This window comes from Amycolatopsis sp. CA-126428 (genome assembly GCF_002904335.1).
GTDB lineage: Bacteria > Actinomycetota > Actinomycetes > Mycobacteriales > Pseudonocardiaceae > Amycolatopsis.
This window is the reverse complement of record NZ_PPHF01000165.1, coordinates 221412-244491: the sequence shown is the minus strand read 5'-3', so window position 1 is coordinate 244491 and position 23080 is coordinate 221412. Positions and strand designations below refer to the sequence as shown.

The 23080-nt window shown below is 72.5% G+C and carries 20 protein-coding genes; 7 read left to right on the top strand and 13 right to left on the bottom strand.

The window, feature by feature from the left end; genetic code table 11:
- Positions 1-99: 99 nt before the first annotated feature.
- The 7 genes from C2L58_RS43490 to nadD all read right to left on the bottom strand — a co-directional run bounded on the left by C2L58_RS43490 (position 100) and on the right by nadD (position 6935).
- Positions 100-2460, bottom strand: a complete 2361-nt coding sequence (locus C2L58_RS43490; protein WP_103343446.1) for a ComEC/Rec2 family competence protein — start codon at positions 2458-2460, stop codon at positions 100-102.
- 388 nt (positions 2461-2848) lie between these two features.
- Positions 2849-3565 (bottom strand): ComEA family DNA-binding protein, encoded by a 717-nt coding sequence (locus C2L58_RS43485; RefSeq protein ID WP_103343445.1) that lies wholly within the window; start codon positions 3563-3565, stop codon positions 2849-2851.
- A 139-nt stretch (positions 3566-3704) separates the two neighbouring features.
- Positions 3705-4562 carry a DegV family protein gene (locus tag C2L58_RS43480; protein ID WP_103343444.1) on the bottom strand — a complete coding sequence of 286 codons (858 nt, stop codon included), beginning with the start codon at positions 4560-4562 and terminating at the stop codon, positions 3705-3707.
- A 4-nt stretch (positions 4563-4566) separates the two neighbouring features.
- Positions 4567-5295, bottom strand: a complete 729-nt coding sequence (gene octT, locus C2L58_RS43475) for a diglucosylglycerate octanoyltransferase (protein WP_103343443.1) — start codon at positions 5293-5295, stop codon at positions 4567-4569.
- 3 nt (positions 5296-5298) lie between these two features.
- On the bottom strand, positions 5299-5913 hold the full coding sequence (locus tag C2L58_RS43470; RefSeq protein WP_103343442.1) for a histidine phosphatase family protein: 615 nt from the start codon (positions 5911-5913) through the stop codon (positions 5299-5301).
- On the bottom strand, positions 5910-6305 hold the full coding sequence (gene rsfS, locus C2L58_RS43465) for a ribosome silencing factor (RefSeq protein ID WP_103343441.1): 396 nt from the start codon (positions 6303-6305) through the stop codon (positions 5910-5912). Before rsfS ends, C2L58_RS43470 begins: the two co-directional genes overlap by 4 nt.
- Positions 6306-6365: 60 nt before the next feature.
- Positions 6366-6935, bottom strand: a complete 570-nt coding sequence (gene nadD, locus C2L58_RS43460) for a nicotinate-nucleotide adenylyltransferase (RefSeq protein ID WP_233226260.1) — start codon at positions 6933-6935, stop codon at positions 6366-6368.
- Positions 6936-7132: 197 nt separating this feature from the next.
- On the opposite strand from nadD, the gene C2L58_RS43455 reads away from it, so the two are divergent.
- The 5 genes from C2L58_RS43455 to C2L58_RS43435 all read left to right on the top strand — a co-directional run bounded on the left by C2L58_RS43455 (position 7133) and on the right by C2L58_RS43435 (position 13174).
- Positions 7133-9244, top strand: a complete 2112-nt coding sequence (locus C2L58_RS43455; protein ID WP_103343439.1) for a RecQ family ATP-dependent DNA helicase — start codon at positions 7133-7135, stop codon at positions 9242-9244.
- Positions 9245-9415: 171 nt separating this feature from the next.
- Entirely contained in the window at positions 9416-10702 is a 1287-nt protein-coding gene (locus tag C2L58_RS43450; RefSeq protein WP_103343438.1) for an MFS transporter, read from the top strand.
- A 70-nt stretch (positions 10703-10772) separates the two neighbouring features.
- Positions 10773-12494: an arginine--tRNA ligase gene (gene argS / locus C2L58_RS43445; protein ID WP_103343437.1), complete on the top strand. Its 1722-nt coding sequence runs from the start codon at positions 10773-10775 to the stop codon at positions 12492-12494.
- Positions 12495-12506: 12 nt separating this feature from the next.
- Positions 12507-12893 (top strand): PPOX class F420-dependent oxidoreductase, encoded by a 387-nt coding sequence (locus C2L58_RS43440; RefSeq protein WP_103343436.1) that lies wholly within the window; start codon positions 12507-12509, stop codon positions 12891-12893.
- Entirely contained in the window at positions 12890-13174 is a 285-nt protein-coding gene (locus C2L58_RS43435) for a putative quinol monooxygenase (protein ID WP_103343435.1), read from the top strand. Before C2L58_RS43440 ends, C2L58_RS43435 begins: the two co-directional genes overlap by 4 nt.
- Here C2L58_RS43435 and C2L58_RS43430 read toward each other — a convergent pair.
- Positions 13144-13743, bottom strand: coding sequence for a TetR/AcrR family transcriptional regulator (locus C2L58_RS43430; protein WP_103343434.1), 600 nt, complete (start codon positions 13741-13743; stop codon positions 13144-13146). The genes C2L58_RS43435 and C2L58_RS43430 overlap by 31 nt on opposite strands.
- Positions 13744-13804: 61 nt before the next feature.
- On the opposite strand from C2L58_RS43430, the gene C2L58_RS43425 reads away from it, so the two are divergent.
- A complete protein-coding gene (locus C2L58_RS43425; protein ID WP_103343433.1) occupies positions 13805-14518 on the top strand; it encodes an SDR family oxidoreductase in 714 nt (237 codons plus the stop codon).
- Between the two features lie 100 nt (positions 14519-14618).
- Here C2L58_RS43425 and proB read toward each other — a convergent pair whose 3' ends face one another.
- The 5 genes from proB to C2L58_RS43400 form a co-directional block, all read right to left on the bottom strand.
- The gene (gene proB / locus C2L58_RS43420; protein ID WP_013228477.1) at positions 14619-15728 is read right to left on the bottom strand and encodes a glutamate 5-kinase; all 1110 of its coding nucleotides are present in this window, start codon (positions 15726-15728) and stop codon (positions 14619-14621) included.
- Entirely contained in the window at positions 15725-17182 is a 1458-nt protein-coding gene (obgE, locus tag C2L58_RS43415) for a GTPase ObgE (RefSeq protein WP_103343432.1), read from the bottom strand. Before obgE ends, proB begins: the two co-directional genes overlap by 4 nt.
- Positions 17183-17338: 156 nt before the next feature.
- A complete protein-coding gene (gene rpmA, locus C2L58_RS43410; RefSeq protein WP_103343431.1) occupies positions 17339-17599 on the bottom strand; it encodes a 50S ribosomal protein L27 in 261 nt (86 codons plus the stop codon).
- 40 nt (positions 17600-17639) lie between these two features.
- On the bottom strand, positions 17640-17954 hold the full coding sequence (gene rplU / locus C2L58_RS43405) for a 50S ribosomal protein L21 (RefSeq protein ID WP_003067132.1): 315 nt from the start codon (positions 17952-17954) through the stop codon (positions 17640-17642).
- Positions 17955-18119: 165 nt separating this feature from the next.
- Positions 18120-21113: a translation initiation factor IF-2 N-terminal domain-containing protein gene (locus C2L58_RS43400; protein WP_103343430.1), complete on the bottom strand. Its 2994-nt coding sequence runs from the start codon at positions 21111-21113 to the stop codon at positions 18120-18122.
- A 547-nt stretch (positions 21114-21660) separates the two neighbouring features.
- Here C2L58_RS43400 and C2L58_RS43395 point away from each other — a divergent pair.
- Positions 21661-23079: a S8 family peptidase gene (locus C2L58_RS43395; protein WP_103343429.1), complete on the top strand. Its 1419-nt coding sequence runs from the start codon at positions 21661-21663 to the stop codon at positions 23077-23079.
- Position 23080: the final 1 nt, after the last annotated feature.

The window sequence follows — 23080 nt, the reverse complement described above, 5'->3', positions numbered from 1 at the left end:
ACCGGCCCCGGCGGCGCACGTTATTTGCCCGGGCGCTCGACCACGTGTCGCCTTCCCGGCGCGAGACACCGGCCCGCGGCACCGTCCCCGCCCCGGCCATCACCGGCGCGGCGGGCCGCGAGGCTCGCCGCGGCGGGCTATTGCCGTTCCGGTGACCACCGCCGTGTCGCCGTCCATGTCCGTGCGGGTAACTCGTGCGCCGAGGGCGGTGAGGGTGTCCATTGTGGACTTGCTGGGGTGCCCGTACGTGTTTCCCGCGCCCACGCTGACCAAGGCCACCCGCGGGGCCACCGCGGCGAGGAACGAGGGCAGCGAGTAGCGGCTTCCGTGGTGCGGCACCTTCAAGACGTCCGCCTTCAGATCTCCGATGTCGGCCAGCAGGTCCGCTTGCGCGGCCAGTTCGACGTCACCGGTCAGCAGGACCCGGCCCGCCGTGGTCTCCGCTCGGAGCACCACCGAGCTGTTGTTGATCGTGGTGCCGTCCTGTGGCGCGTCCGAGCGGGCCGGTACGTAGCGCGGGCCCAGGACGTCGAGCGCCAGGCCCGGCCAGTCCAGCCGCTCGCCCGGCGTCAGCTCCACCAGCGGCACCGCCCGCCGGGTGGCCTCGGCGGCCACCTGGCGCCAGGCCCACCCCGGCGACCGCCCCGGCCCGACGGCGATCGCGCCGACCGCACGGCCCTCGAAGACCGAAGCGAGGCCGCCGATGTGGTCGGCGTGCAGGTGGCTCAGCACCAGCAGCGGAATCCGGTCGACCGCCAGCCGGTGCAGGCACTCGTCGACCGGCCCCGGCTCGGGTCCGGCGTCCACGACGACCGCCCGTCCCGGTTCGGCGGTCGCCAACACGACGGCGTCACCCTGGCCGACGTCGCATTCGACCATCGCCCAGTTCCGAGGTGGCCACGCCGGCGCCACCACCCGGACCGGCACGAACACCAGGAGCGCGCCGGCGACGAGCACCGCCATCAGCACCCGCACCCGCCGGTGCCGGAGCGCGAGCACCAGCACCACGAGGACGGCAGCGGCCAGGAGACCACCCACCCAGCCACCGGGCCACGCGATGACCGCGTGCGGCGCCCGCGCGCCGTGCCGGGCGACGGTGATCAGCCACCGAGCCTCAGGATCGGCCAAGTGCACCAGGACCTTCCCGGCGCCCGGCCACCACGGGCCGGTGACCGTCGCCAGCACGCCGAGCACCGTCGCCGGGGCCACCACGGGCGCGGCGAGGACGTTGGTCAGCACCGAAACGAGGCTCACCGAACCCGCCATGCCCGCGAGCACCGGCGCCGTCACCAGGAACGCCGCCAGCGGGATCGCCAGCCCTTCCGCGAAACCCGGTGGGATCCCGCGGCGGACCAGCGCGTCGGCCCAGCGGGGCGCGAGCAAGACCAGCCCGCCGGTGGCGCACACCGACAGCGCGAAGCCGAAGTCCGTGGCCATCGCCGGATCCGCGACCACCAGCAAGCACACCGCGAAGGCCAGCGCGGGCAGCGCCGAACCACGGCGGCCCAGCGCCAGGGCCAGGAGCGCCACGGCCGCCATGACACCCGCACGCAGCACGCTCGGCTCCGGGCCCACGAGGACGAGGAACCCGGCCAGGCACGTCCCGGCCGCCGCGGCCGACAGCCGGGGGCCGAGCCGGAGCAGGCGCAACAGGAGCAAGACCGCCCCGCAGATCACCGCGAGGTTGCCGCCGCTGACCGCGGTGAGGTGGGTGAGCCCCGCGGAGACGAACTCCTGCTCGACGCGCGGGGACAACGCGCTCGTGTCGCCCAGCACCAGCCCCGGGAGCAGGCCCGCGGGTTCGTCCGGCAGGACCTGGCACAGATCGTGGAGACCGGTGCGCAGCCCGGCCGCCGCCCGCTGCCACCACGGCGCCGGGCCGGGTTCCCCCGGCGGGCCGCGCACCGACAGCACCGCGGCGGTGAGGTCCGAGCCGCGCGGCGGCATCAGCAGCCCCGTCGCCGTCACCTCTTGGCCCGGCAGCAGCGACGCCCACTGCGCGACCGGAGCCAACAGCAGGATGCGGCCGGAGGAGGGGACGGGTCGGCCGTCGACCGATGCGGTGCGCACATCGGCGGTGAGGACGACCGACCGGGCACCGGCTTGCTGATCGGCATACCCCGCGCTCCGCACGGGCTTCGGACGTTCGGCGACGACGACTCGCAACGCCGCCGGGAGCCCTTCTGCGGCGGAGGCGCGGAGTTCGTCGCTTTGGGCTTCGCGGACTCGCCAGGAGATCGGGACTGCGGCGAGGAGGCCCAGGATCAGGAGGGCTGCCGCCGCGTCGCGCACCCGGGGCCGGTCGCGGGCCCACCACAGCAGCAGCCCGGCGAGCGCGACCGCGGCAAGGCCGGTGGCGACGGCTGTCCACCAGCCGAGCAGCAGGCCGGCCAATGCCGCCAGCCAGCAGGCCGCTGCCGCCGGGACGAGCCGCATGTCCTGGCGGGTGTCGGTGCTCATCCGGGAGCCACCTGCTTTCGGGAGCGCGCGAACTCGCGTTCGGCGATGCTGTGGGCATGGGCCGCAGCCAGCCCGGTACTGGTTCTGAGGGAGGCACTCAATCGAGCTTCACCTGCTTCCGCGTATGGACGAATGCGTTCTCGCCTGTGCTGTCGGCGCAGGCCATCGGGAAGGCCTTGCCCGACCGCGACCCCGCCCGTGGCGTGCCGGACCGCCACCCCCACTCACAGGTGCGGGCTCGCCTTCGCCCACGCCGCGAAGATCGATCGCAGCGAGCGGGGCAGCCACCGTCGGCAAACCTCGGCCGATCGCCACTCCGTCCGGGACGAACGGACCTGCCCTCGCCCACGCCGCCCGGACCAGCCGGATGGCGGCCACGGGAAGGTGGTCATCCGACCGTCACCTTCTCCCGCAATTTCTGGAACTTGCTTTCCCCTATGCCGTCGACATCGCGGAGTTGCTCGACCTTTGTGAAGCCGCCGTGGTCGGTGCGCCACTGGACGATGCGCTTGGCCATCACCTCGCCGACTCCGGGGAGGGTGTCCAGCTGGTCCGCCGTTGCCGTGTTGAGGTCGAGCTTTGCGGCGGCCGCCGCCGGGGTGTCGGGAGCTGGGGGTGGGGCTGGGATGCCGACCGCCAGCTGCTCGCCGTCCGTTACCTTGCGGGCCAGGTTCAGTGCGCCTATTTCCGCTCCCGGCTCGGGGCCGCCGGCCGCTCGCAGGACGTCCGCCACCCGGGCGCCTTGCGGGACCGTGACCAGGCCCGGCGTCCGGACGCGGCCGATCACGCTGATCACCAGGCCCGCCGGCGGCGCGGCGCGTGCCTCCGCCGCCGGTTTTGCGGTGGGCAGCGCGGGCGGTGGCTCGGGCGGTGGACCGCCGCCCACGAGTGCGACCGCGCCGAGGACGATCATCACCACCGCTGCGAGGACGCCGGCCAGTGCCCACCGGCGGCGGCCGGTGCCGGCCGGTGCGGCCGGTAGCCAGCGCCGGACCAGCCGGCCGCCCGGGCCGACCGTGCTCGCATCGGGCGAGAGCTGGTCGGCCAGCCAGGAGAGCCGGTCGTTGACGGGAGAGCCCGGATCCCGGGCGGTCTGCTCGAACACACGATCGACGTTAGGGCCCGCGGGGAGGTGTCCGACAGGGGTGGCGGCGCGTCCTGTGGACAACCGGGGTGTTGTGGATGGATTTCCGGCGCCGAGCCCCGGAGCAGGCGTTTCCGTCGTTGCCCGGTGGTATGGGCCGCTAGCTTCGGGGCAGGACCGTCCGCTGGACGACGACCCCCAGCACCCCGGGACCCGTGTGCGCCCCGATCACCGCCCCCAGCTCGGAAACCACGCAACCCGCCGAGCGCGGCACGGCCTCCTCGAGCCGGTTCGCCAGCTCGACGGCCCGCTCCGGTGACGCCAGGTGGTGGACGGCGAGCTCGACGTCGTCCTCGGCCGCCGCCTGGGCCGCGAGCTCGACCAGGCGCGCGATCGCCCGGTTCATCGTGCGGACCTTCTCCAGCGGCAGGATCCGGCCTTCGGACATGTGCAGCACCGGCTTCACCGCCAGCGCCGTGCCCAGCAGCGCCGCCGCCGGGCCGATGCGGCCGCCGCGGCGCAGGTGGTCCAGGGTTTCCACGACGAACAACGTCGACGAACAGCCGGCCGCCGTCACCGCGGCGGCCTCGACGGCGGCCGCCGAAGCACCGGTGGAGGCGGCCGAAGCGGCGTGCAGCGCGGCGAACCCGAGCCCCATCGCGGTGGTCCGCGAGTCGACGACGCGGACCCGGTCCGGGCCCACCTCCTGCGCCGCGAGCACCGCCGCTTCCCAGGTGCCCGACAGCTCGCGCGACAGGTGCACCGACACGATCGCGTCCGCGCCGTCGGCGAACGCCGCCTGGTACTCCTTGACGAACTCGGTGGGCGTCGGCCGCGACGTCGTGACGATCTTCCGCTGCTTCATCGCCTCCGCGACGGCCGCCGGTCCGGTCTCGACGCCGTCGAGGGAAACCACGCCGTCGACCAGGACGTGCAGGGGCACCACCCGGACCTCGTGCCGTTCGGCGAAGCCCTCCGGCAGGTGGGCGGTGGAATCCGTGACTACGGCGACCGACACGCCGTCAGCCTACGTGGCCGGGTGCCAGCACCGGCGCCATCAACACGGACATCGCCGCGCCCACCGCGGCGTGCCCCGGCCAGCCCCAGTGCATGCCGTCCGGATTGCCCGCGCCGCTCAGCACGTGCTCCCCGACGACGGCTTCGAGGTCCAGCAACGGAACTCCCGCTCGCGAGCTCCAGGCCGCCATCGCCGCCGCCGCGGCCGGGCGCGCGGTGTGCACGCCGCCGTAGGCCGCCGCGCGGTGGACCGACGGCAGCCAGCCGAAGATCGGCAGCTCGGGCCGCAGGACGCGTAAGGCGCCCACGGCCGTGTCGAGGTACTGCACGGTGAGCTTGGCCGGCAGCACCGTGGGCCGGCCGCGCAGCGCCACCGCCAGCCGCGGCTGCGCGGCGAGGTAGGCCTTGCGCACGACGCGCCGCACGGGGTCGGGCCGCAGGTACCGCAGCCCGGTGCGCAGGTAGGTCGGCAACGGCGAGGGCAGCGTGTCCATGCTGCCGATCGCGAACACGACCGCGTCGACGTGGTGCAGGTCGGCCCAGACCCGCGGGTCGCCGGTCAGCGACCACCAGGCGTCCCGGGCGTTCCAGCCGATGCCGGCGACCAGGTCGGCGGTGCCCCCCAACGCAGCGGTGGCCAGGTTGGGCCACAGCCGCGGTTCGTCCGCGGCGCAAGGTCCTTCAGGACCGTGAAAGCTCAGCGAATCGCCGAACACCAGCAGGCGCGGCCCCATCGGCTAGCCGTGCATCCCCGCGTTGTAGGCGTGCAGCCGCCACTTCCCGTCGCGGCGGCCCAGCTCGACCCAGTGGCAGTTCGAGATCCCGCCGAGCGACGGCCAGGTCACGACCGGCAGGTCAAGCAGCCGGGCGGTCAGCGCGATGATCAGGCCGCCGTGCGCGGCCAGCAGCACGGTGTCACCCGCGTCGGAATTGGCCTGCTGCAGGTCCGTGACGACTTCGCCGGCACGGTCGGCGACGTCGACGCGGCTCTCGCCGCCCGGCGGGGCCCAGGTCGCGTCGGTGCGCCAGCGGTCGCGTTCACCGGGGTAGGCCTTGTCGACCTCCTCGCCGGTGAGCCCCTGCCATTCGCCCAGGTGCGTCTCGCGCAGCCGCTTGTCGATCCGCAGCGGGACGCCGATGGCGTCGGTGAGCACGGTGGCGGTGTCGGTGGCCCGGCGCAGGTCGGAGGCGATGACGAGGTCCGGGGCAAAGCGGGCCAGTGCGGGCGCCGCGAACCGGGCCTGGTTCCAGCCGCGCGGGGTCAGCGCGGAGTCGAGGTGACCCTGCATCCGCCCGGCGGCGTTGTAGTCCGTCTCGCCGTGACGCCAGAGCACCAGCCGCCGCGGGCTCACGGGACGTCCGGGTCCTCGTCGGCGGGTGACTCCTCGAGACCGGCCACCTCGATGCGCGGGCAGTCCTTCCAGAGCCGCTCGAGGCCGTAGAAGGTGCGCTCTTCGACGTGCTGGACGTGCACGACGACGTCCACGTAGTCGAGCAGCACCCAGCGCCCTTCGCGGGCGCCTTCACGGCGGACCGGCTTGTGGCCGCTCTCGCGCAGTTTTTCCTCGACGTTGTCCACGATCGCGCCGACCAGGCGCTCGTTGGACGCGGAGGCGATGACGAAGGCGTCGGTGATGACGAGCTGCTCGGACACGTCCAGCACGACGACGTCGCTGGCCTTCTTGTCCGCCGCCGCGTGGGCGGCCGCTACGGCCAGCTCTCGAGCCTCGGACGTGGCTGCCACGGTGCTCCTTTTCCAGATCGGGTTCGCCCGAGAAGGGTACCCGCAGGGACCGACAGTGCTTCAGTCGCTCTTCCGGTACAGGTCCTTCTTGGCGATGTAGCGGACGACGCCGTCGGGAACGAGGTACCAGACCGGCTCCCCGCGCTCGACCCGATCGCGGCAGCCGGTGGACGAAATGGCCATCGCGGTGACCTCGACCAGGCTCACCTTGCCGCTGGGCAGGTGGTGGGAGTTGAGCCGGTAGCCGGGCCGCGTGACGCCGATGAAGTGCGCGAAGTCGAACAGCTCGTCGGCCTTGTGCCAGGTCAGGATCTGTTCGAGCGCGTCGGCGCCGGTGATGAAGAAGAGCTCGTCGCCGGGGTATTCGGCGTGCAGGTCGCGCAGGGTGTCGACGGTGTAGGTCTGACCACCGCGGTCGATGTCCACGCGACTGACCGAAAAGACCGGGTTGGACGCCGTCGCGATCACGGTCATCAGGTAGCGGTCCTCGGCCCTGGTCACTTCGCGATCGGTCTTCTGCCACGGCTGCCCGGTGGGGACGAAGATCACCTCGTCGAGCCCGAACCGGGACTGGACCTCGCTGGCTGCGACGAGGTGGCCGTGGTGCACGGGGTCGAAGGTGCCGCCCATGACCCCGATCCGCCGTGGTGACATGAGCGAAGAGCCTATAAGGCCGGGCGCCGTGCGGCCGGGTGCTCTTCGCCACCTCGCCCGACCGGGCAGAACGTGTGATTCGGATCACATTACGGCCCGTATTCGTCGCGAACGGTCCGTTCGCGACGCCGCCGATTCCCGATCTGTCGGTGTCATGGGGTAGACGTGGGGACGTGGACACGACCAGCACCACCCCAGCCCTCCGCGACCGCGCCGAGACCCTCCTCCGGGCACTGGCCGGCGATGCGGCGAAGCTGCGCGAAGACCAATGGACGGCCATCGAGGCCTTGGTCGCGCAGCGGCGCCGCGCGCTGGTCGTGCAGCGCACCGGGTGGGGCAAGTCGGCGGTGTACTTCCTGGCCACGGCGTTGCTGCGCGAGCAAGGCAGCGGGCCGACGGTCATCGTCTCGCCGCTGCTGGCGCTGATGCGCAACCAGATCTCGGCGGCGGCGCGGGCCGGGATCCACGCGGCGACGATGAACTCCGCGAACGCGCAGGAGTGGGACCAGGTCCAGGCGGCCGTCGCGGCCGGCGAGGTGGACGTGCTGCTGGTCAGCCCCGAACGGCTGAACAACCCGGACTTCCGCGACAACGTCCTGCCGAAGCTGACCGCGAGCACCGGCCTGCTGGTGGTCGACGAAGCACACTGCATTTCGGACTGGGGCCACGACTTCCGGCCCGACTACCGGCGGCTGCGCACCCTCCTGGGCGACCTCCCGGACGGCGTGCCGGTGCTGGCGACGACGGCGACCGCGAACGACCGCGTGGTCACCGACGTCGCCGAGCAGCTGGGCCTCGGCACCGGCGCGGACACGCTGGTGCTGCGCGGCAGCCTCGACCGGGAAAGCCTGCGGCTGTCGGTGTGCCGGCTGCCGACGTCGCAGGCGCGGCTGGCCTGGCTCGCGGAGCACCTGGCCGAGCTGCCCGGGTCCGGGATCATCTACACGCTGACCGTCGCGGCGGCGCACGACGTCGCTTCGCTGCTGAAGGACCGCGGCTACCCGGTGGCGGCCTACACCGGCAAGACCGACCCGGCCGACCGGCAGGCGGCCGAGGACGACCTGCTCGGCAACCGCGTCAAGGCCCTGGTCGCGACGTCCGCGCTGGGCATGGGGTTCGACAAGCCGGACCTCGGGTTCGTCGTGCACCTCGGGGCGCCGTCGTCGCCGATCGCGTACTACCAGCAGGTCGGCCGCGCCGGGCGTGGCGTGGAGCGCGCCGAGGTCGTGCTGCTGCCCGGCGAGGAGGACAAGGCGATCTGGGCGTACTTCGGGTCGCTGGCCTTCCCCGACGAGCTGCGGGTGACCCAGGTGCTGAACACGCTCTCCTACGCCGACCGTCCACTGTCGACGGCGGCGCTCGAGCCGTCGGTCGAGCTTTCCCGGTCCCGGCTGGAAATGGTGCTCAAGGTGCTGGACGTCGACGGCGCGGTCCGGCGCGTGAAGGGCGGCTGGACGAGCACGGGCGAGGACTGGCAGTACGACCGCGGGCGGTACAAGCGGGTCGCGGAAGCCCGGGAGCGCGAGCAGGCGGCGATGCTCGGCTACCTCGCGACCGACGGTTGCCGGATGGAGTACCTGCGCCGCCAGCTCGACGACCCCGAGGCGACGCCGTGCGGGCGGTGCGACAACTGCACCGGGCAGCACTGGGACACGTCGGTGGCCGACGACGTCGTCAACGCGACCCGGGAACGCCTGCAGCGGCCCGGCGTCGAGGTCGCGCCGCGGAAGCAGTGGCCCACCGGCATGTCCTCTTTGGACGTCCCGGTCTCCGGCCGGATCTCCGCCGACGACCAGGCCGAGCCGGGCCAGGTGCTCGGGCGGCTCACCGACGTCGGCTGGGGCAACCGGCTGCGGGAGCTCGTCGGGCCGCAGGCGACGGACGCCGAGGTACCGGACTCGGTGTTCAAGGCGTGCGTGCAGGTGCTCGCCGGGTGGCAATGGGCGCAACGGCCGGTGGCGGTCGTCGCGGTGCCGTCGTCCACGCGGCCGCAGCTGGTGTACAGCCTCGCGACCCGGCTGGCCGAGATCGGCAAGCTCGACTTCCTCGGCGCGCTCGACGCCGAGGGACCGCCGCCGCGCCAGGCGAACAGCGCGCAGCGGCTGGCCGATCTGTGGCGGCGGATGAGCATGCCCGCGGACCTCGCGGCGGTCCTGCCGTCCGGGCCGGTCCTGCTGGTGGACGACGTCATCGACACCGGCTGGACGATGACGCTCGCCGCGCGGCTGCTGCGGCGGGCCGGGGCGCCCGCGGTGCTGCCGTTCGCGTTGGCCAGCACGGCCTGAGGGGGAGGGGACGAGGGAGGACATGTACCTGGAGAGTCGGCTTGCGTACCGGAAGGGTCGGCTCGCGTACCCAGAGGGTCGGTTCGGGGTCGGCGAGTGGTGGGGATCTTTCGCACTGCGAATGAATGTGGCAAAGTCCCGTTCCACCTTCGGGTGACATGGGAGGCCGCCATGACCGAATCCGCCGTCCAGGTGTCGCGGCGCCACCGGCTGCCGGTGCGCAAGCTGTTCGCCGCGAGCGCCGGCAACGCGCTCGAGTGGTTCGACTGGACGATCTACGCGACGTTCAGCATCTACTTCGCCAGCGCGTTCTTCCCCGCCGGGAACGACACCCTGGCCCTGATCAACACGTTCGCCACCTACGCGCTCGCGTTCTTCTTCCGGCCGCTGGGCGGAGTCCTGCTCGGGCGCTTCGCGGACACTCGCGGCCGCAAGCCGGCCATGATCCTCACCATCCTGCTCATGGCGGGCGGGTCGGTGGCGATCGGGCTGCTGCCGACGTTCTCGCAGGTCGGCTGGCTCGCGCCGATCCTGCTGCTGCTCGCCCGCGTCGCGCAGGGGCTGTCGCTCGGCGGTGAGGTGTCGAACGCGTCGGCCTACCTGGGCGAGATCGCGCCGCCGGAGCGTCGCGGCCGGTACTCGGCGTTCTTCTACATCTCGACCGGGTCGGCCGTGCTGATCGCGACCGTGCTCGGGTTCGTCCTGGCCCGGACGCTGGACAAGGCGCAGCTCGTGTCCTGGGGCTGGCGGCTGCCGTTCCTGCTGGGCGGTGTCTTCGGCCTGGTCGGGCTGTGGCTGCGCCGGAGCCTCGCCGAGACCGAGCTGTTCGAGCAGACGAAGGCCAAGGCGCGCAAGCTCGAGCGGCCGCTGCTGACCACGCTGACCCACCACCCCAAGGCCGTGGGCAGGCTCGTCGGCTTCACGATGCTTTCGACGCTTTGTTACTACACGTTCTTCAGCGCGCTGACGTCGTTCGCGGTGAAGAACCGGCACGCGGACGCCGACGCGGTCTTCCTCGCGCTGTCGGTCGGCACGGCGCTGTTCATCGCGTTGCAGTATCCGATGGGCGCCCTCGCCGACCGGGCCGGGCGGAAGCCGCAGCTGCTCGTCTGGTCCGGGGCGACCGCGGTCGTCGTCGTGCCGCTGTCCACTTTGATCGGTCCGGGCGTCGGCGGGCTGCTCGTGGTGTTCTGCGTCGGGCTCGGGCTGTACACGGCGATGACGTCGATCGCGCCGGCCATCATGAGCGAGCTGTTCCCCACCGAACTGCGCGGGCTGGGCATCGGGGCCTGGTACAACCTGACCGTCGCGATCTTCGGCGGCACCGCTCCCCTGCTCATCACCCTGTTCGGCACCGTGTCCCAGACGCTCTACTTCTGGTACGTCGCCGTGGGCGCCGCGATCGCGTTCGCCGTGATCCTCACGCTTCCCGAGACGAAGGGCACTGAGCTGCGGTAAACCCTTCGTCATCGGCCGGTCACGCTCGTTACGCTGCGGGCTTCCGTGACCGAGCCGAAGGAGGGACACCGTGCAGACCGCCGACGTTACCGAGGAGCTGGCCCGCCGCGTGGTGACCGCCGCCGGCCGGGCGCTGGACGTCGAACTGACGCCGGAACAGGCGCTGGTCCAGGCGTCACCGCGCGACGGCGTCGACTACCAGGCCAACCTCGCGATGAGCTTGGGCAAGCAGCTCGGTCGTCCGCCACGCGAAGTCGCCGGGCTCATCGCCGGAGCGCTGGAGCTCGACGGGATCGCCGATCCGCCGGAAGTCGCCGGGCCGGGGTTCCTGAATTTCAGGCTACGCACCAAATGGCTTGCAACACGCACCGGCGCGCTGCTCGGCGATCCGCGGCTCGGCGTGCCGGAAACCGCAACGCCCCGGCGGATCGCGCTCGACTACAGCAGCCCGAACGTGGCGAAGGAAATGCACGTCGGGCACCTGCGCTCGTCCGTGATCGGCGACGCGCTCGCCCGCCTGCTGCGCTTCGCCGGGCACGAAGTGCTGCCGCACAACCACCTCGGCGACTGGGGCACGCCGTTCGGCATGCTCATCGAGCACCTCCTCGACGTCTCCGCCGGGCAACGCGCGATCGCCGACCTCGACGCCTTCTACCGCGAAGCGCGCCGGAAGTTCGACAGCGACGAGGCGTTCGCGACGCGGGCGCGCATCCGCGTGGTCAAGCTGCAGAGCGGCGGCGAAGAGACTCTCGCCGTCTGGCAGGAGCTCGTCGACGAATCGACACGGCACTTCAACGAGGTGTACGCGCTGCTCGGGATCTCCCTCACGGACCAGGACATCCACGGCGAGAGCTTCTACAACCCGTACCTCGCCACGGTCGTCGACGACCTCGAAGAAGCCGGTCTCACCGAAGTCAGCGACGGCGCGGTCTGCGTGTTCCCGGCCGGGTTCCGCAACCGCGAAGGCGACCGGCTGCCCCTGATCGTCCGCAAGCGCGACGGCGGTTACGGGTACGCCGCCACGGACCTGGCGACCGTCCGGTACTGGACGGCCGAACGCGGCGCCACCGACCTGCTCTACGTCGTCGGGACGCCGCAGGCGCAGCACTTCGCGATGCTGTTCGCCACCTGCCGCGCCGCGGGCTGGCTGACGGGGGACGCCGAGCACGTCGGCTTCGGCACGGTGCTGGGCACGGACGGCAGGGCCATGCGGACCCGGGCCGGCGAGACCGTCAAGCTGGCGGACCTGCTCACCGAAGCCGTGACGCAGGCCGCCGCGGTCGTCGCCGAACGCAGTGAGCTCGACGCGGCGGGGCAGGCCGAAGTCGCCCGGGCGGTCGGCATCGGCGCGGTCAAGTACGCGGACCTGTCCGGCGACCGCGAGCGCGACTACGTCTTCGCCTGGGACCGGATGCTGGCCAAGGAGGGCAACACGTCGGTGTACCTCCAGTACGCGCACGCGCGGACGCAGTCGATCCTGCGGAAGTCGGACGGCCTGCCGGAGGGCGACGACGTCCTGCTCGAGGCGCCGGCGGAACGTGCGTTGGCGGTGAAGCTGCTCCGGTTCGGCGAAGCACTGAAGGCGGCGACAAGCGGCTACGCGCCGCACAAGCTCTGTACGTACCTGTACGAGACCGCTGTCGCTTTCTCGCGGTTCTTCGAGGAATGTCCCGTTCTGAAGGCGTCTTCACCGTCGCTGCGCGCGTCTCGGCTGAGATTGACTACGCTGACGTCGCACACACTCGCGCTCGGGCTTTCCCTGCTCGGCATCGAAGCGCCCGACCGGCTCTAGCGGGAGACCACTGTGGAACTACCCGGCGATCTGCTCGCTCTGCTGCGCGAGCCCAGCCTCTGCTTCCTGTCGACGCTGATGCCCGACGGCTCGCCGCAGCTCACCCAGACCTGGGTGGACACCGACGGGACGCACGTCCTCGTCAACACCGTGCTGGGTCACCAGAAGCAGCGCAACATCGCACGTGACCCGCGGGTGGCGCTCAACGTTGCCGACCGCGCCCGGCCGTCGCGCTACTTCGCGATCCGCGGGCAGGTCATCGACACGACCGAAGACGGCGCGGTGGAGCACATCGAGAAGCTGTCGCAGCGCTACCTCGGCGGCCCGTACCCGTGGTGGGGTGGCCGCGACCAGACGCGGCTGCTGCTCACGATCAAGGCGGATCGGATCACGTCGTGATCATCATCGCCGGCTGGCTCGCCGTCGCTCCCGAAGAGCGTGAGGACTACCTGGCGGGGTGTGCCGAAGCCGTCCGTCTCGCGCGGGAGGCGCCGGGCTGCCTCGAATACGCGCTGGGTGCCGACCTGCTCGACCCCGGCCGGATCACGGTCTACGAGCGCTGGGAGTCCGACGAAGACCTGGAGCGCTTCCGCGGCTCCGGGCCGTCTGCCGAGCAGGCGGCGCAGATCCTCGACGCCTCGGTGGCGCGCTACCGGATCTCGGCGGTCGAGGCGCCGTGATCCGCCAGCAGCGCCACTAGTTCGTCTGCCAGACCCCGGTCGACCGGCTCCCGCGTCGCGAGCAGCCGGTACCAGAGCGTCCCGAACACGACGTCGAGCACCGTGCCGGGCCGGACGCCGGCCGGGAGTTCACCGCGCTCGCGGGCGCGGTCGACGAGCGTGCCGAGCGCGTCACGGCGGCGGAACAGGAAGTCTTCGCGGAAGCGCTTGCCGAATTCCGGATCGATCTGGGCCTGGGCCATCAGCGCCCGGAGCGTGTCCGCGACCGGGGACTTCCCGCCCAGCTCGAAGGTGCTGCCCAGGAACCGGGCCAGGTCGGCGCGGAAGGAGCCCTGGTCGGGGACCGGGATCTGCAGGTCCGCCTTCGTCGCGAGCGCGTCCAGCAGGACGTCGGCCTTCGACGGCCACCAGCGGTAGATCGTCTGCTTGCCGACGCCCGAGCGCGCGGCGATGCCTTCGATGGTCAGTGCGCCGTAGCCGGCCTCCGCGACCAGTTCGAGCGTCGCGGCGAGGATCGCCAGCCGGCTCTGTTCGCTGCGCTTGCGGCCGGGGCGGGACTGGTCGGTCATGGGATCCGATGGTAGCGTCCATTTCGAAACGAGACGTACCGGTTCGAAATGAGGAACAAGCATGAGCATCGCTCTCGTGGCCGGCGGCACTTCGGGCATCGGCCTGGCGACCGCGCGACGGCTCCAGCAGCGGGGGTACGACGTCCACGTCACCGGGCGCGGCAAAGAACGTCTCGATGACGTCGCATCGAGCGACCCGGAGCTGACCGGACACCAGGCCGACGGCGGCGACACCCCGGCAATGGCCGCGCTGGCCGCGTCACTCGGGACGGTCGGCGTGCTGGTGGTGAGCCTGTCCGGCACCGAAGGCATGGGGCCGATCGATGCGCTGGACCTCGCCGTGCTCCGGCGGGCGTTCGACGCGAAGTTCTGGGCGCACCTGGCGACGATCCAGGCCGTCCTGCCGCACCTGGCGACGGACGGTTCGATCACGCTGCTCAGCGCGATCACGGCCCGGGCGGCGATGGCCGGCACGGCCGGGATCGGTGCGCTGAACGCGGCGATCGAAGCGCTGGTCAAGCCGCTGGCGGTCGAGCTGGCGCCGAGGCGGGTGAACGCGGTGTCGCCGGGAGTGGTCGACACGGCGTGGTGGAGCGGCTTCCCGGAGGAGATGCGGGACGGATTCTTCGCGCAGACGGCGGCTTCGATCCCGGTGCGCCGCGTCGCGACGGCGGACGACGTCGCGGAGGTGGTGACGCTGGCGGCCACGAACCGGAACCTGACCGGCACGGTTCTGGAAGCCGACGGCGGAGCCCGCCTGGTCTCGCTGGGTTGAGGCTCCGCGCGTGACGAAAAGGGAATCTTGTGTGATTGAAGGGGCATCACGCGTGATTGGCGGGTCGACACGCGTGATTGGCGGGTCGACACGGGTGGGGTCAGCGGCGGAGGGGGACGAGGTCGTCGGCGTGGACGACCTCGCGGCGTTGCTCGGCCGGGAGTTCCGGGGTTGAGCGGCCGATCAGGTCCGGGAGTTCCGTCGCGTCGAAGGCGACCACTCCGCGGGCGACCGGGCGGTCCTTGGCGTCCACCAGGTCGACCACGTCGCCCGCCTGGAATTCGCCGTCCACGCCCGTGATGCCCGCGGCCAGGAGGGATCGGCGGCGGCGGACCACCGCCGTCACCGCGCCGTCGTCGAGGCGGAGCTTGCCCGTGGTGTCCGCCGCGTAGCCCAGCCAGAACCTGCGGGCCGACAGGCGCGTGTCCGCCGGGGCGAAGGCGGTTCCCGGGGAAGCGGAAGTCAACGCCGCCGAGGCTTCCGAAGCCGCCGCCAGCAGCACCGGGATGCCCGCTCCCGCCGCCGTGCGGGCCGCCGCGAGCTTGGAGACCATGCCGCCCGTGCCCAGGCCGGAGCTGGACATGCCGACCGAGATTCCGTCCACATCGGACTCGGAGAGAACCTCCGTCAGCTTGCGGGTCGCGCCGCCGCGGGGGTCGCCGTCGTACAGGCCGTCCACATCGGACAGCAGGATCAGCGCGTCGGCGCCGATCAGGTGGGCGACCAGGGCCGCCAGGCGATCGTTGTCGCCGAAGCGGATTTCCTCGGTCGCCACCGTGTCGTTCTCGTTGACGACCGGGACCGCGCCGAGCGCCAGCAGCCGCGAAAACGTCCGCTGCGCGTTGCGGTAGTGCGAACGGCGGACGACGTCGTCGGAGGTGAGCAGCACCTGCCCGACCGTCAGCGAGTACCGCCCGAACGACTCCGCGTACGCGTGCGCCAGCGCCAGCTGCCCGACGCTCGCCGCCGCCTGCTGCGTGGCGAGGTCACGCGGCCGCTTGCCCAGCGAGAGCGGGGCCAGGCCGGCCCCGATCGCACCCGACGACACCAGCACGATTTGCGTTTCCCGGGCGACGCGCTCGGCGATCGCGTCGACCAGCGCGTCCAGCCGGGCCGCGTCGAGCCCGCTGCCCGCGCTGGTCAGCGCCGACGAGCCGACCTTGACCACCAGCCGTCGCGCGGCAGCGATGGCTTCGCGGGTGCCGCTCACTCCTCGACGTCCAGGTCGTCCTCGAACTCGTCCGAGCCCGCCCGCCGGATGCGGCGGGCTTCCTTGCGCTCGGTGGCGCCGATCCGGTCGTTGCGCTCCAGCCGGACGTCGGTGCCGCGCCCGGACATGTGCATCGCGACGCTCGGCGTCGACGGCTCCCATTCGAACTGGACGTCGCCGACCGTGACGGGGCTGCCGGGCCGCGCGCCGAGCTTCGCCAGCTGATCCTCGACGCCGAGCCGGTTGAGCCGGTCGGCGAGGTAGCCGACGGCCTCGTCGTTGCCGAAGTCGGTCTGGCGGATCCACCGCTCGGGGCGAGCGCCGCGCACGATGAACGCGCCCTCTTCCTCGGGGTCGACCTCGACGGTGAACCCGGAGTCGTCGACGGCCAGCGGCCGCAGCACGATCTTCTCCGGCTCCAGGACCGGCTCCGCCTCGCGGTTCTGCTCGACGATCGCCGCGAGCGCGAAGGTCAGCTCCCGCAGGCCCTTGCGGGACGCCGTCGAGACGGCGAACACCTTGAGGCCGCGGGCTTCGAAGTCCGGCCGGACGAACTCGGCGAGCTCGGCGGCCTCCGGGACGTCGATCTTGTTGAGCACGACCACCCGCGGACGCTCTTCGAGCTTGCCGCCGAGACTCGGCGTGTACTTCGCGAGCTCCGCCTCCAGAGCGTCCACATCGGACACCGGGTCGCGGCCCGGCTCCAGCGTCGCGCAGTCGACGACGTGCACCAGCACCGCACAGCGCTCGATGTGGCGGAGGAAGTCCAGGCCCAGGCCCTTGCCCTCGGACGCGCCGGGGATGAGGCCGGGCACGTCGGCCATCGTGAACACCGTGTCGCCACCGGTGATGACGCCGAGGTTCGGCACCAGCGTGGTGAACGGGTAGTCGGCGATCTTCGGCTTGGCCGCGGACAGCACCGAGATCAGCGACGACTTGCCGGCGGACGGGAACCCCAGCAGGCCGACGTCGGCGACCGACCGCAGTTCCAGCACGAGGTTGCGGGTCTCGCCGGGCTCACCCAGCAGCGCGAACCCGGGCGCCTTGCGGGCCTTCGACGAAAGCGCGGCGTTGCCGAGCCCGCCGCGGCCGCCCTGGGCGGCGACGAACGTGGTGCCGGGGCCGATCAGGTCGGCGACCATCTCGCCGTCTTCGGTGAACACGACGGTGCCGGACGGCACCTTCATCACCAGCGTCTCCCCCGCCGCGCCCGCGCGGTTGCTGCCCTGGCCCATCTTGCCGCTGCCGGCCTTGGCGTGCGGGCGGAAGTGGAAGTCGAGCAGGGTGTGCACGTTCGGGTCGACGACCAGCAGGACGTCACCGCCGTTGCCGCCGTTGCCGCCGTCCGGGCCGCCGAGGGGCTTGAACTTCTCGCGGTGCACCGAGGCGCAGCCGTTCCCACCGTCACCTGCGGTCAGGTGGATCACCGCACGGTCCACGAACCGGGACGCCATAACAGCCTCTTTCATGCAAAAACGGTGCAAGCCACGCTGGAACTGCCAGCGGCCGCACCGTGGGGGTTCCGGGGGCTCGGGCCCCCGGGTCAACACATGGAACGGGCGACGTGGTCCGCGTATTCCGCGGACACACGTCGCCCCTAAGATCGCCCGTTACGCCTCGACTGGCACGACGATGTTGACCGTCTTGCGGCCACGCTTCTCGCCGAACTGGACCGCACCGGCGGCCAGGGCGAACAGCGTGTCGTCGCCGCCACGGCCGACGTTGACGCCGGGGTGGAACTTGGTGCCGCGCTGGCGGATCAGGATCTCGCCCGCGTTGACTTCCTGGCCGCCGTAGCGCTTGACGCCGAGGCGCTGGGCGTTCGAGTCACGACCGTTGCGGGAGCTGGACGCACCCTTCTTGTGAGCCATAGCTCAATCCTCTTTCTAAAACGAAGATCCGGAGAAGCCCTTACAGGGAGATGGCGGTGACCTCGACGCGGGTCAGCTTCTGCCGGTGACCCTGGCGCTTGTGGTAGCCGGTCTTGTTCTTGAACTTGTGGATCCGGATCTTCGGACCCTTGGTCTGCTCGACGACCTTGCCGGTGACCGAGACCTTCGCCAGCGCGTCAGCGTCCGTGGTGACATCGCCACCGTCGACGTACAAAACGGCGGGGAGGATGTGCTCGGTGCCCGGCTCGCCCTCGAGCTTCTCGACCTCGACGACGTCGCCGACGGCCACCTTGTACTGCTTGCCGCCGGTCTTGACGATCGCGTACGCCGACACGGAAGTCTCCTGCATTACTCGACAATGGGTGGGGGCTCCACGCGACCGGCCCACCTGATGGAACGGCGGTCCTGGACTCGCGCGGACAACCTGCTCTGGTGGCAGGCCGTACTACAGGTTACGTGGGGTGCCCCGGTGCGTTACCACCGGGGTCCCCCTAGTTGTTCACTTGCTCTGGTCGGAGGCGTGCACCGGCGGCCCCGCCGGCCGCGACGCCGCCCGGCGCGGACGGCGCCGGGTGGAGCGCACGGCCGGTTCGGGCACGCTGACCTCGGGGTCGGCGGGCTCGGTGACCGGCTCGCTGACCGGCTCTTCCGCGGGTTCCGGAGCCGAAGACCGTTCGACCTCGGGCTCCTCGCCCTGCGGCACCGGCACCTCGTCCGCCGGGGTGGTCACCGGGGTGCCGGCGACCTCCTGGGCGGGCTCGGCGGGCTCGGTGACCGGCTCGGCCGCCACCGGCGTCTCGTCCGCCTCCGTGGTCGCCGGGACGCCCGCGACCTCCCTGGCCGGCTCCGGGACGGGCCTGTTGCCGTTCAGCGCGCCGTGGTCGTGGTCCTTGGCGGCCTTCGCGGCGTTGGCCACCGCGGCCACCGCCGACGCGATCGACTCGCGCCGCTCCGGCGGCGGAACGGCGTGCACCTCGGCCTTGGCGGCCTCGGCCGCCTCCTTGGCGGCTTCCTCGGCCTTGCCGCGGCCCCGCGACCGGCGGGAGCTCTTCTCCCCGCCGCCGCTGTTGCCACCGCCGTTGCCGCCGTTGCCGTTCCCGCCCTGGGACTGCGGCGCGTTGCCGGCCGTGCGCTGCACCTCGGTCGAGACGAGCACGCCCCGGCCCTTGCAGTGCTCGCACGGCGCCGAGAACGCCTCCAGCAGGCCGGTACCGATCTTCTTGCGGGTCATCTGCACCAGGCCGAGCGAGGTGACCTCGGCGACCTGGTGGCGCGTGCGGTCGCGGCCGAGGCACTCGGTGAGGCGGCGCAGCACCAGCTCGCGGTTGGACTCGAGCACCATGTCGATGAAGTCGATGACGATGATGCCGCCGATGTCCCGCAGCCGGAGCTGGCGGACGATCTCCTCCGCCGACTCCAGGTTGTTGCGGGTCACCGTCTCCTCGAGGTTGCCGCCCGAACCGGTGAACTTGCCGGTGTTGACGTCGATCACCGTCATCGCCTCGGTGCGGTCGATGACCAGGTAACCGCCGCTGGGCAGCCAGACCTTCCGGTCGAGCGCCTTGGTGATCTGCTCGTCGATCCGGTGGTCGGCGAACGCGTCACCGGTGCCGGTGTAGCGGCGGAGGCGCTCGGTGAGCTCCGGGGCGACGTGGCTGACGTAGCCGTTGATCGTCTCCCAGGACCGGTTGCCCTGGATCTCCAGCTTGGTGAAGTCCTCGGTGAAGAGGTCACGCACGACCTTGACCAGCAGGTCGGGCTCTTCGTAGAGCATGGTCGGCGCGCCGCCCTTCTTGCCGGAACCGGCGGCGGCCTTCTCCTTGATGACGTCCCACTGCGCCTTCAGGCGGTCGACGTCGCGGCCCAGCTCCACCTCGCCGATGCCCTCGGAGGCGGTGCGGATGATGACGCCCGCGTCCTCCGGGACGATCCGCTTGAGGATGTCCTTGAGCCGGCGGCGCTCGTTTTCCGGCAGCTTGCGGGAGATGCCGGTGGCGCCGCCCGCGGGCACGTAGACGAGGAAGCGGCCGGGCAGCGAGATCTGCGTGGTCAGCCGGGCGCCCTTGTGCCCGACCGGGTCCTTCGTGACCTGGACCAGCACCGAGTCGCCGGTGGAGAGCGCCTGCTCGATCTTGCGGGCCTTGCCCTCCAGGCCGGCGGCGTCCCAGTCGACCTCGCCGGCGTACAGCACGGCGTTGCGGCCGCGGCCGATGTCGATGAACGCGGCCTCCATGCTCGGCAGCACGTTCTGGACGCGGCCCAGGTAGACGTTGCCGACGATCGAGCCGGAGCCCGACTGCGTCACGAAGTGCTCGACGAGGACGCCGTCCTCCAGCACCGCGATCTGGGTGGAGTCGCCGTGCTCGGCGACGACCATCGTGCGCTCGACCGCCTCGCGGCGGGCGAGGAACTCGGCCTCGGACAGGATCGGGGCGCGGCGGCGGCCCGCCTCACGGCCGTCACGGCGGCGCTGGCGCTTGGCTTCCAGCCGGGTGGACCCGCGGACGCTGCGCACCTCGTCACGCGCCGGGCGCTCGCGCTCGGCCGCCTCGGCCTTGGCCTGGCGGACGTGGGTGACCGTGTTCGGCGGGTCGTCGGTGCCGGTGGCCTCGGCGTCTTCGCCGTCCGAGCCCTTGCGGCGACGGCGGCGACGGCGACGGCGGGTGCCGCCTTCGCCGTCGTCCGCGTCGCTCTCGGACTCCGAAGACGACTCTGCGTCCTCGGCCTCTTCGGTGTCCGCTTCGGGCTTTTCGTCGCCGTTGCGGCCCTTGCGGCGCGGCTGCGGCTGCGGCTCCTCGGCCTGGTCGTCCTCGGCCTCGGCGGTCTCGTCGCCGCCCTCGGCGCCCTTGCCACGGCCACGGCCGCGACGACCCCGGCGGCGACGGCGGCGGCTGCCGGCGTCGTCGTCTTCGTCGGCACCGACGTCGGCGCCCGGTCTCGTGTCTTCGGTCTCTTCCTCGGCGACCTCGGGCTCCGGGCGCGAGGGCGGCTCGGCGAACGGGTCGGCCGGCTTGCGGGCCGGCTTGGCCGCGCGTTCCGCCGGCTCCGGCGGCAGGAAGACCGGCGACGGCGCGGCGAAGACCGGCAGGTGGGCGCGGGTCTTCTGCCGCGGCCGCGGCTTCTCGGCCTCGGCGGCCGGCACCTCGGCCGCCTGCGGGCGCTCGGCCACCTGCGGGCGCTCAGCCGCCTGCGGGCGCGCCTCGGCGGGCGGGCGGGCTTCCTGGGGCTCCGGCTCGGCCGGGGTGTCTTCGGTCTCACCGGGCGCGAAGGCCTCGGCCACCTTGAGCGCCACGTCCCTGGTCACGCTCGACTGCGCGCTGCGCACGCTTTCGCCCAGCTCGGCGAGCTTCGCGAGGACGTCCCGGCTGTGCGACTGCAGCAGCTTGGCCAGCGCGTGCACCCGGATCCGGGGCGGCAGGTCGGCCAGCGGGCCGCCCGTGGGTGTGGCGGGATTCCCGCCGGTGTGCTCGGCGGGTGTTTCCGCGTTCGACATATGTCTCCTCCGCCCCCGGGCGCGTCTGCCGGTTCGCACCGGCAGGGACGCGGCCGCGCAGGGGCCCCTTTCTGTTCGTTCCGCCGTGGTGGTCACCAACGGCGGGAATCCTGGCCCGACAACCGGGCGCCGCACCACCGCTTCCGGTGGGACGCAACCCGGTCAAAGGTCTGCTCGGCGGCGTACGCGAGGCATCCGCGGCCCCCGGGCCGCCCGCCACGTCGTCCAGCCGCCCGGTTCGCGGGCGGCGACGCGCGTCGCAGGAGTTCACGCACATCACCGGGCCACAACGCCGCAGGCAGCACCTCTCACATGCGCCCCACGGCCCAGCGGCCACCCCGAGTATCCCACACCGGGTGGCCGCTCCGGTGTACTCGGTACCTCCCGCAGGCATCCGGGCGCGCCGCACCGCCCCCCACCCGCCCACGGCCGGGGGAACTTCGCCGCAGCGCTTGTCCACCGGGCACCGGGTGGCTACGGTGCGGCTCGGGGTGACCGGGATCTCGCGCGCCGGCACCCGCGGTTCCTGCATCCGGTGGGAGGTCCGGTGTCCCTGCTGGCGCGGCCGCTGCGAGCGGCCGTGTGCACCGTCGTGGTGCTTTCGGGATGCGTCACCGCCGGTCCGGCGGCGGCCGGGGAGGACAGCTGCGCCCACGGCCGGGCCCTGCGCTACGTCGTCACCTTCGACCGCGGCACCACCGAGGCCGCGGCCCGCTCGGAAGTCGACGGCGCCTGCGGGGCCACCACCGTCTTCTACCCGCAGATCGCCGTCGCGGTCGCCACCTCGGGCGACCCGGGTTTCGGCGAGCGGATCGGGCTCGACCGGGCGTTCAGCGCGCAGGCCGAGCGGCTGGCCGCCCAGCGCGTCACCGAGGTCAAGCCGCAGCCCGCGCGGGCCGCGCTGCCCGCGACCGATCCCGCCAAGGTGCCGGCCGCGGACCTGAGCGAGCAGCAGTGGGACATGCGGATGATCGGCGCGGACCGGTCGCGCGGCGGCTCCCGGGACGTCGTCGTCGGCGTGCTCGACTCGGGGATCGACCCGGACCACCCGGAGCTGAGCGACGCCGTCGACCGCGACGACTCCGCGGGCTGCCTGACCGGGGCGCCCGACCAGGCGCCGTCGGCGTGGGCGCCGACGACGTCGGTGCACGGCACGCACGTGGCGGGCATCATCGCCGCGGCCGACGACGGGCACGGCGTGACGGGTGTGGCACCCGGGGTGCGGGTGGCGTCGGTGAAGGTGATCGACGACCGCGGGTACGCCGACCCGGAAGCCGCGGTGTGCGGCCTGATGTGGGCCGCCTCACGGCACATGCGGGTGACCAACAGCAGCTTCTTCGTCAACCCGTGGTCGCTGTCGTGCATCCGCGGCCACGACCGCGGCGTGGTGCACGAGGTGCTGGCCCGGGCGGTCGAATACAGCACGTCGGCGGGGACGTTGAACGTGGCGGCGGCGACCAACGAGGCGGTCGACCTGACGCCGTCGGCGCGTTCGGGGGCGCGCGGGGCGAGCACCGGGTGCGAAGCCCTGCCAGCCGGGCTGCGGGACGTGGTCGCGGTGTCGGCCGTCGGCGCGGACCGGGTCAAGGCGGGGTACAGCTCGTACGGCCTGGGCGTGATCGACGTCACGGCACCGGGTGGGGAGCAGGGAGGCTGCGTGGTGTCGGCGGTGCCGGGCGGGTACGCGCCGCTGTGCGGGACGTCGATGGCGGCCCCGCACGTCACCGGGGTGCTCGCGCTGCTGGCGTCCGCCGCGCCGGAGGCCCGGCCGCGGCAGCTGCGCCGGACACTGGAGGCGGCGGCGCTGCCGATGCCGTGCCCGGCCGACTACGACCTGACCGGGGACGGGCTCCAGGACGCCTACTGCGCCGGGTACGAGGGCTACAACGGGTTCTACGGGCACGGGATGGTGCACGTTCCGGCGCCGGCCGCGGAGCCGGACGGCCGGCCCGACCAGGCCCGCTGAC

Coding starts and splice junctions, on each gene's coding strand:
- C2L58_RS43430 (WP_103343434.1), bottom strand. CDS start 13,743: ATGACCGACCAGTCCCGCCCCGGCCGCAAGCGCAGCGAACAGAGCCGG.
- nadD (WP_233226260.1), bottom strand. CDS start 6,935: ATGGGCGGCACCTTCGACCCCGTGCACCACGGCCACCTCGTCGCAGCC.
- rpmA (WP_103343431.1), bottom strand. CDS start 17,599: ATGGCTCACAAGAAGGGTGCGTCCAGCTCCCGCAACGGTCGTGACTCG.
- obgE (WP_103343432.1), bottom strand. CDS start 17,182: ATGGCGTCCCGGTTCGTGGACCGTGCGGTGATCCACCTGACCGCAGGT.
- C2L58_RS43400 (WP_103343430.1), bottom strand. CDS start 21,113: ATGTCGAACGCGGAAACACCCGCCGAGCACACCGGCGGGAATCCCGCC.
- C2L58_RS43450 (WP_103343438.1), top strand. CDS start 9,416: ATGACCGAATCCGCCGTCCAGGTGTCGCGGCGCCACCGGCTGCCGGTG.
- C2L58_RS43425 (WP_103343433.1), top strand. CDS start 13,805: ATGAGCATCGCTCTCGTGGCCGGCGGCACTTCGGGCATCGGCCTGGCG.
- C2L58_RS43490 (WP_103343446.1), bottom strand. CDS start 2,460: ATGAGCACCGACACCCGCCAGGACATGCGGCTCGTCCCGGCGGCAGCG.
- octT (WP_103343443.1), bottom strand. CDS start 5,295: ATGGGGCCGCGCCTGCTGGTGTTCGGCGATTCGCTGAGCTTTCACGGT.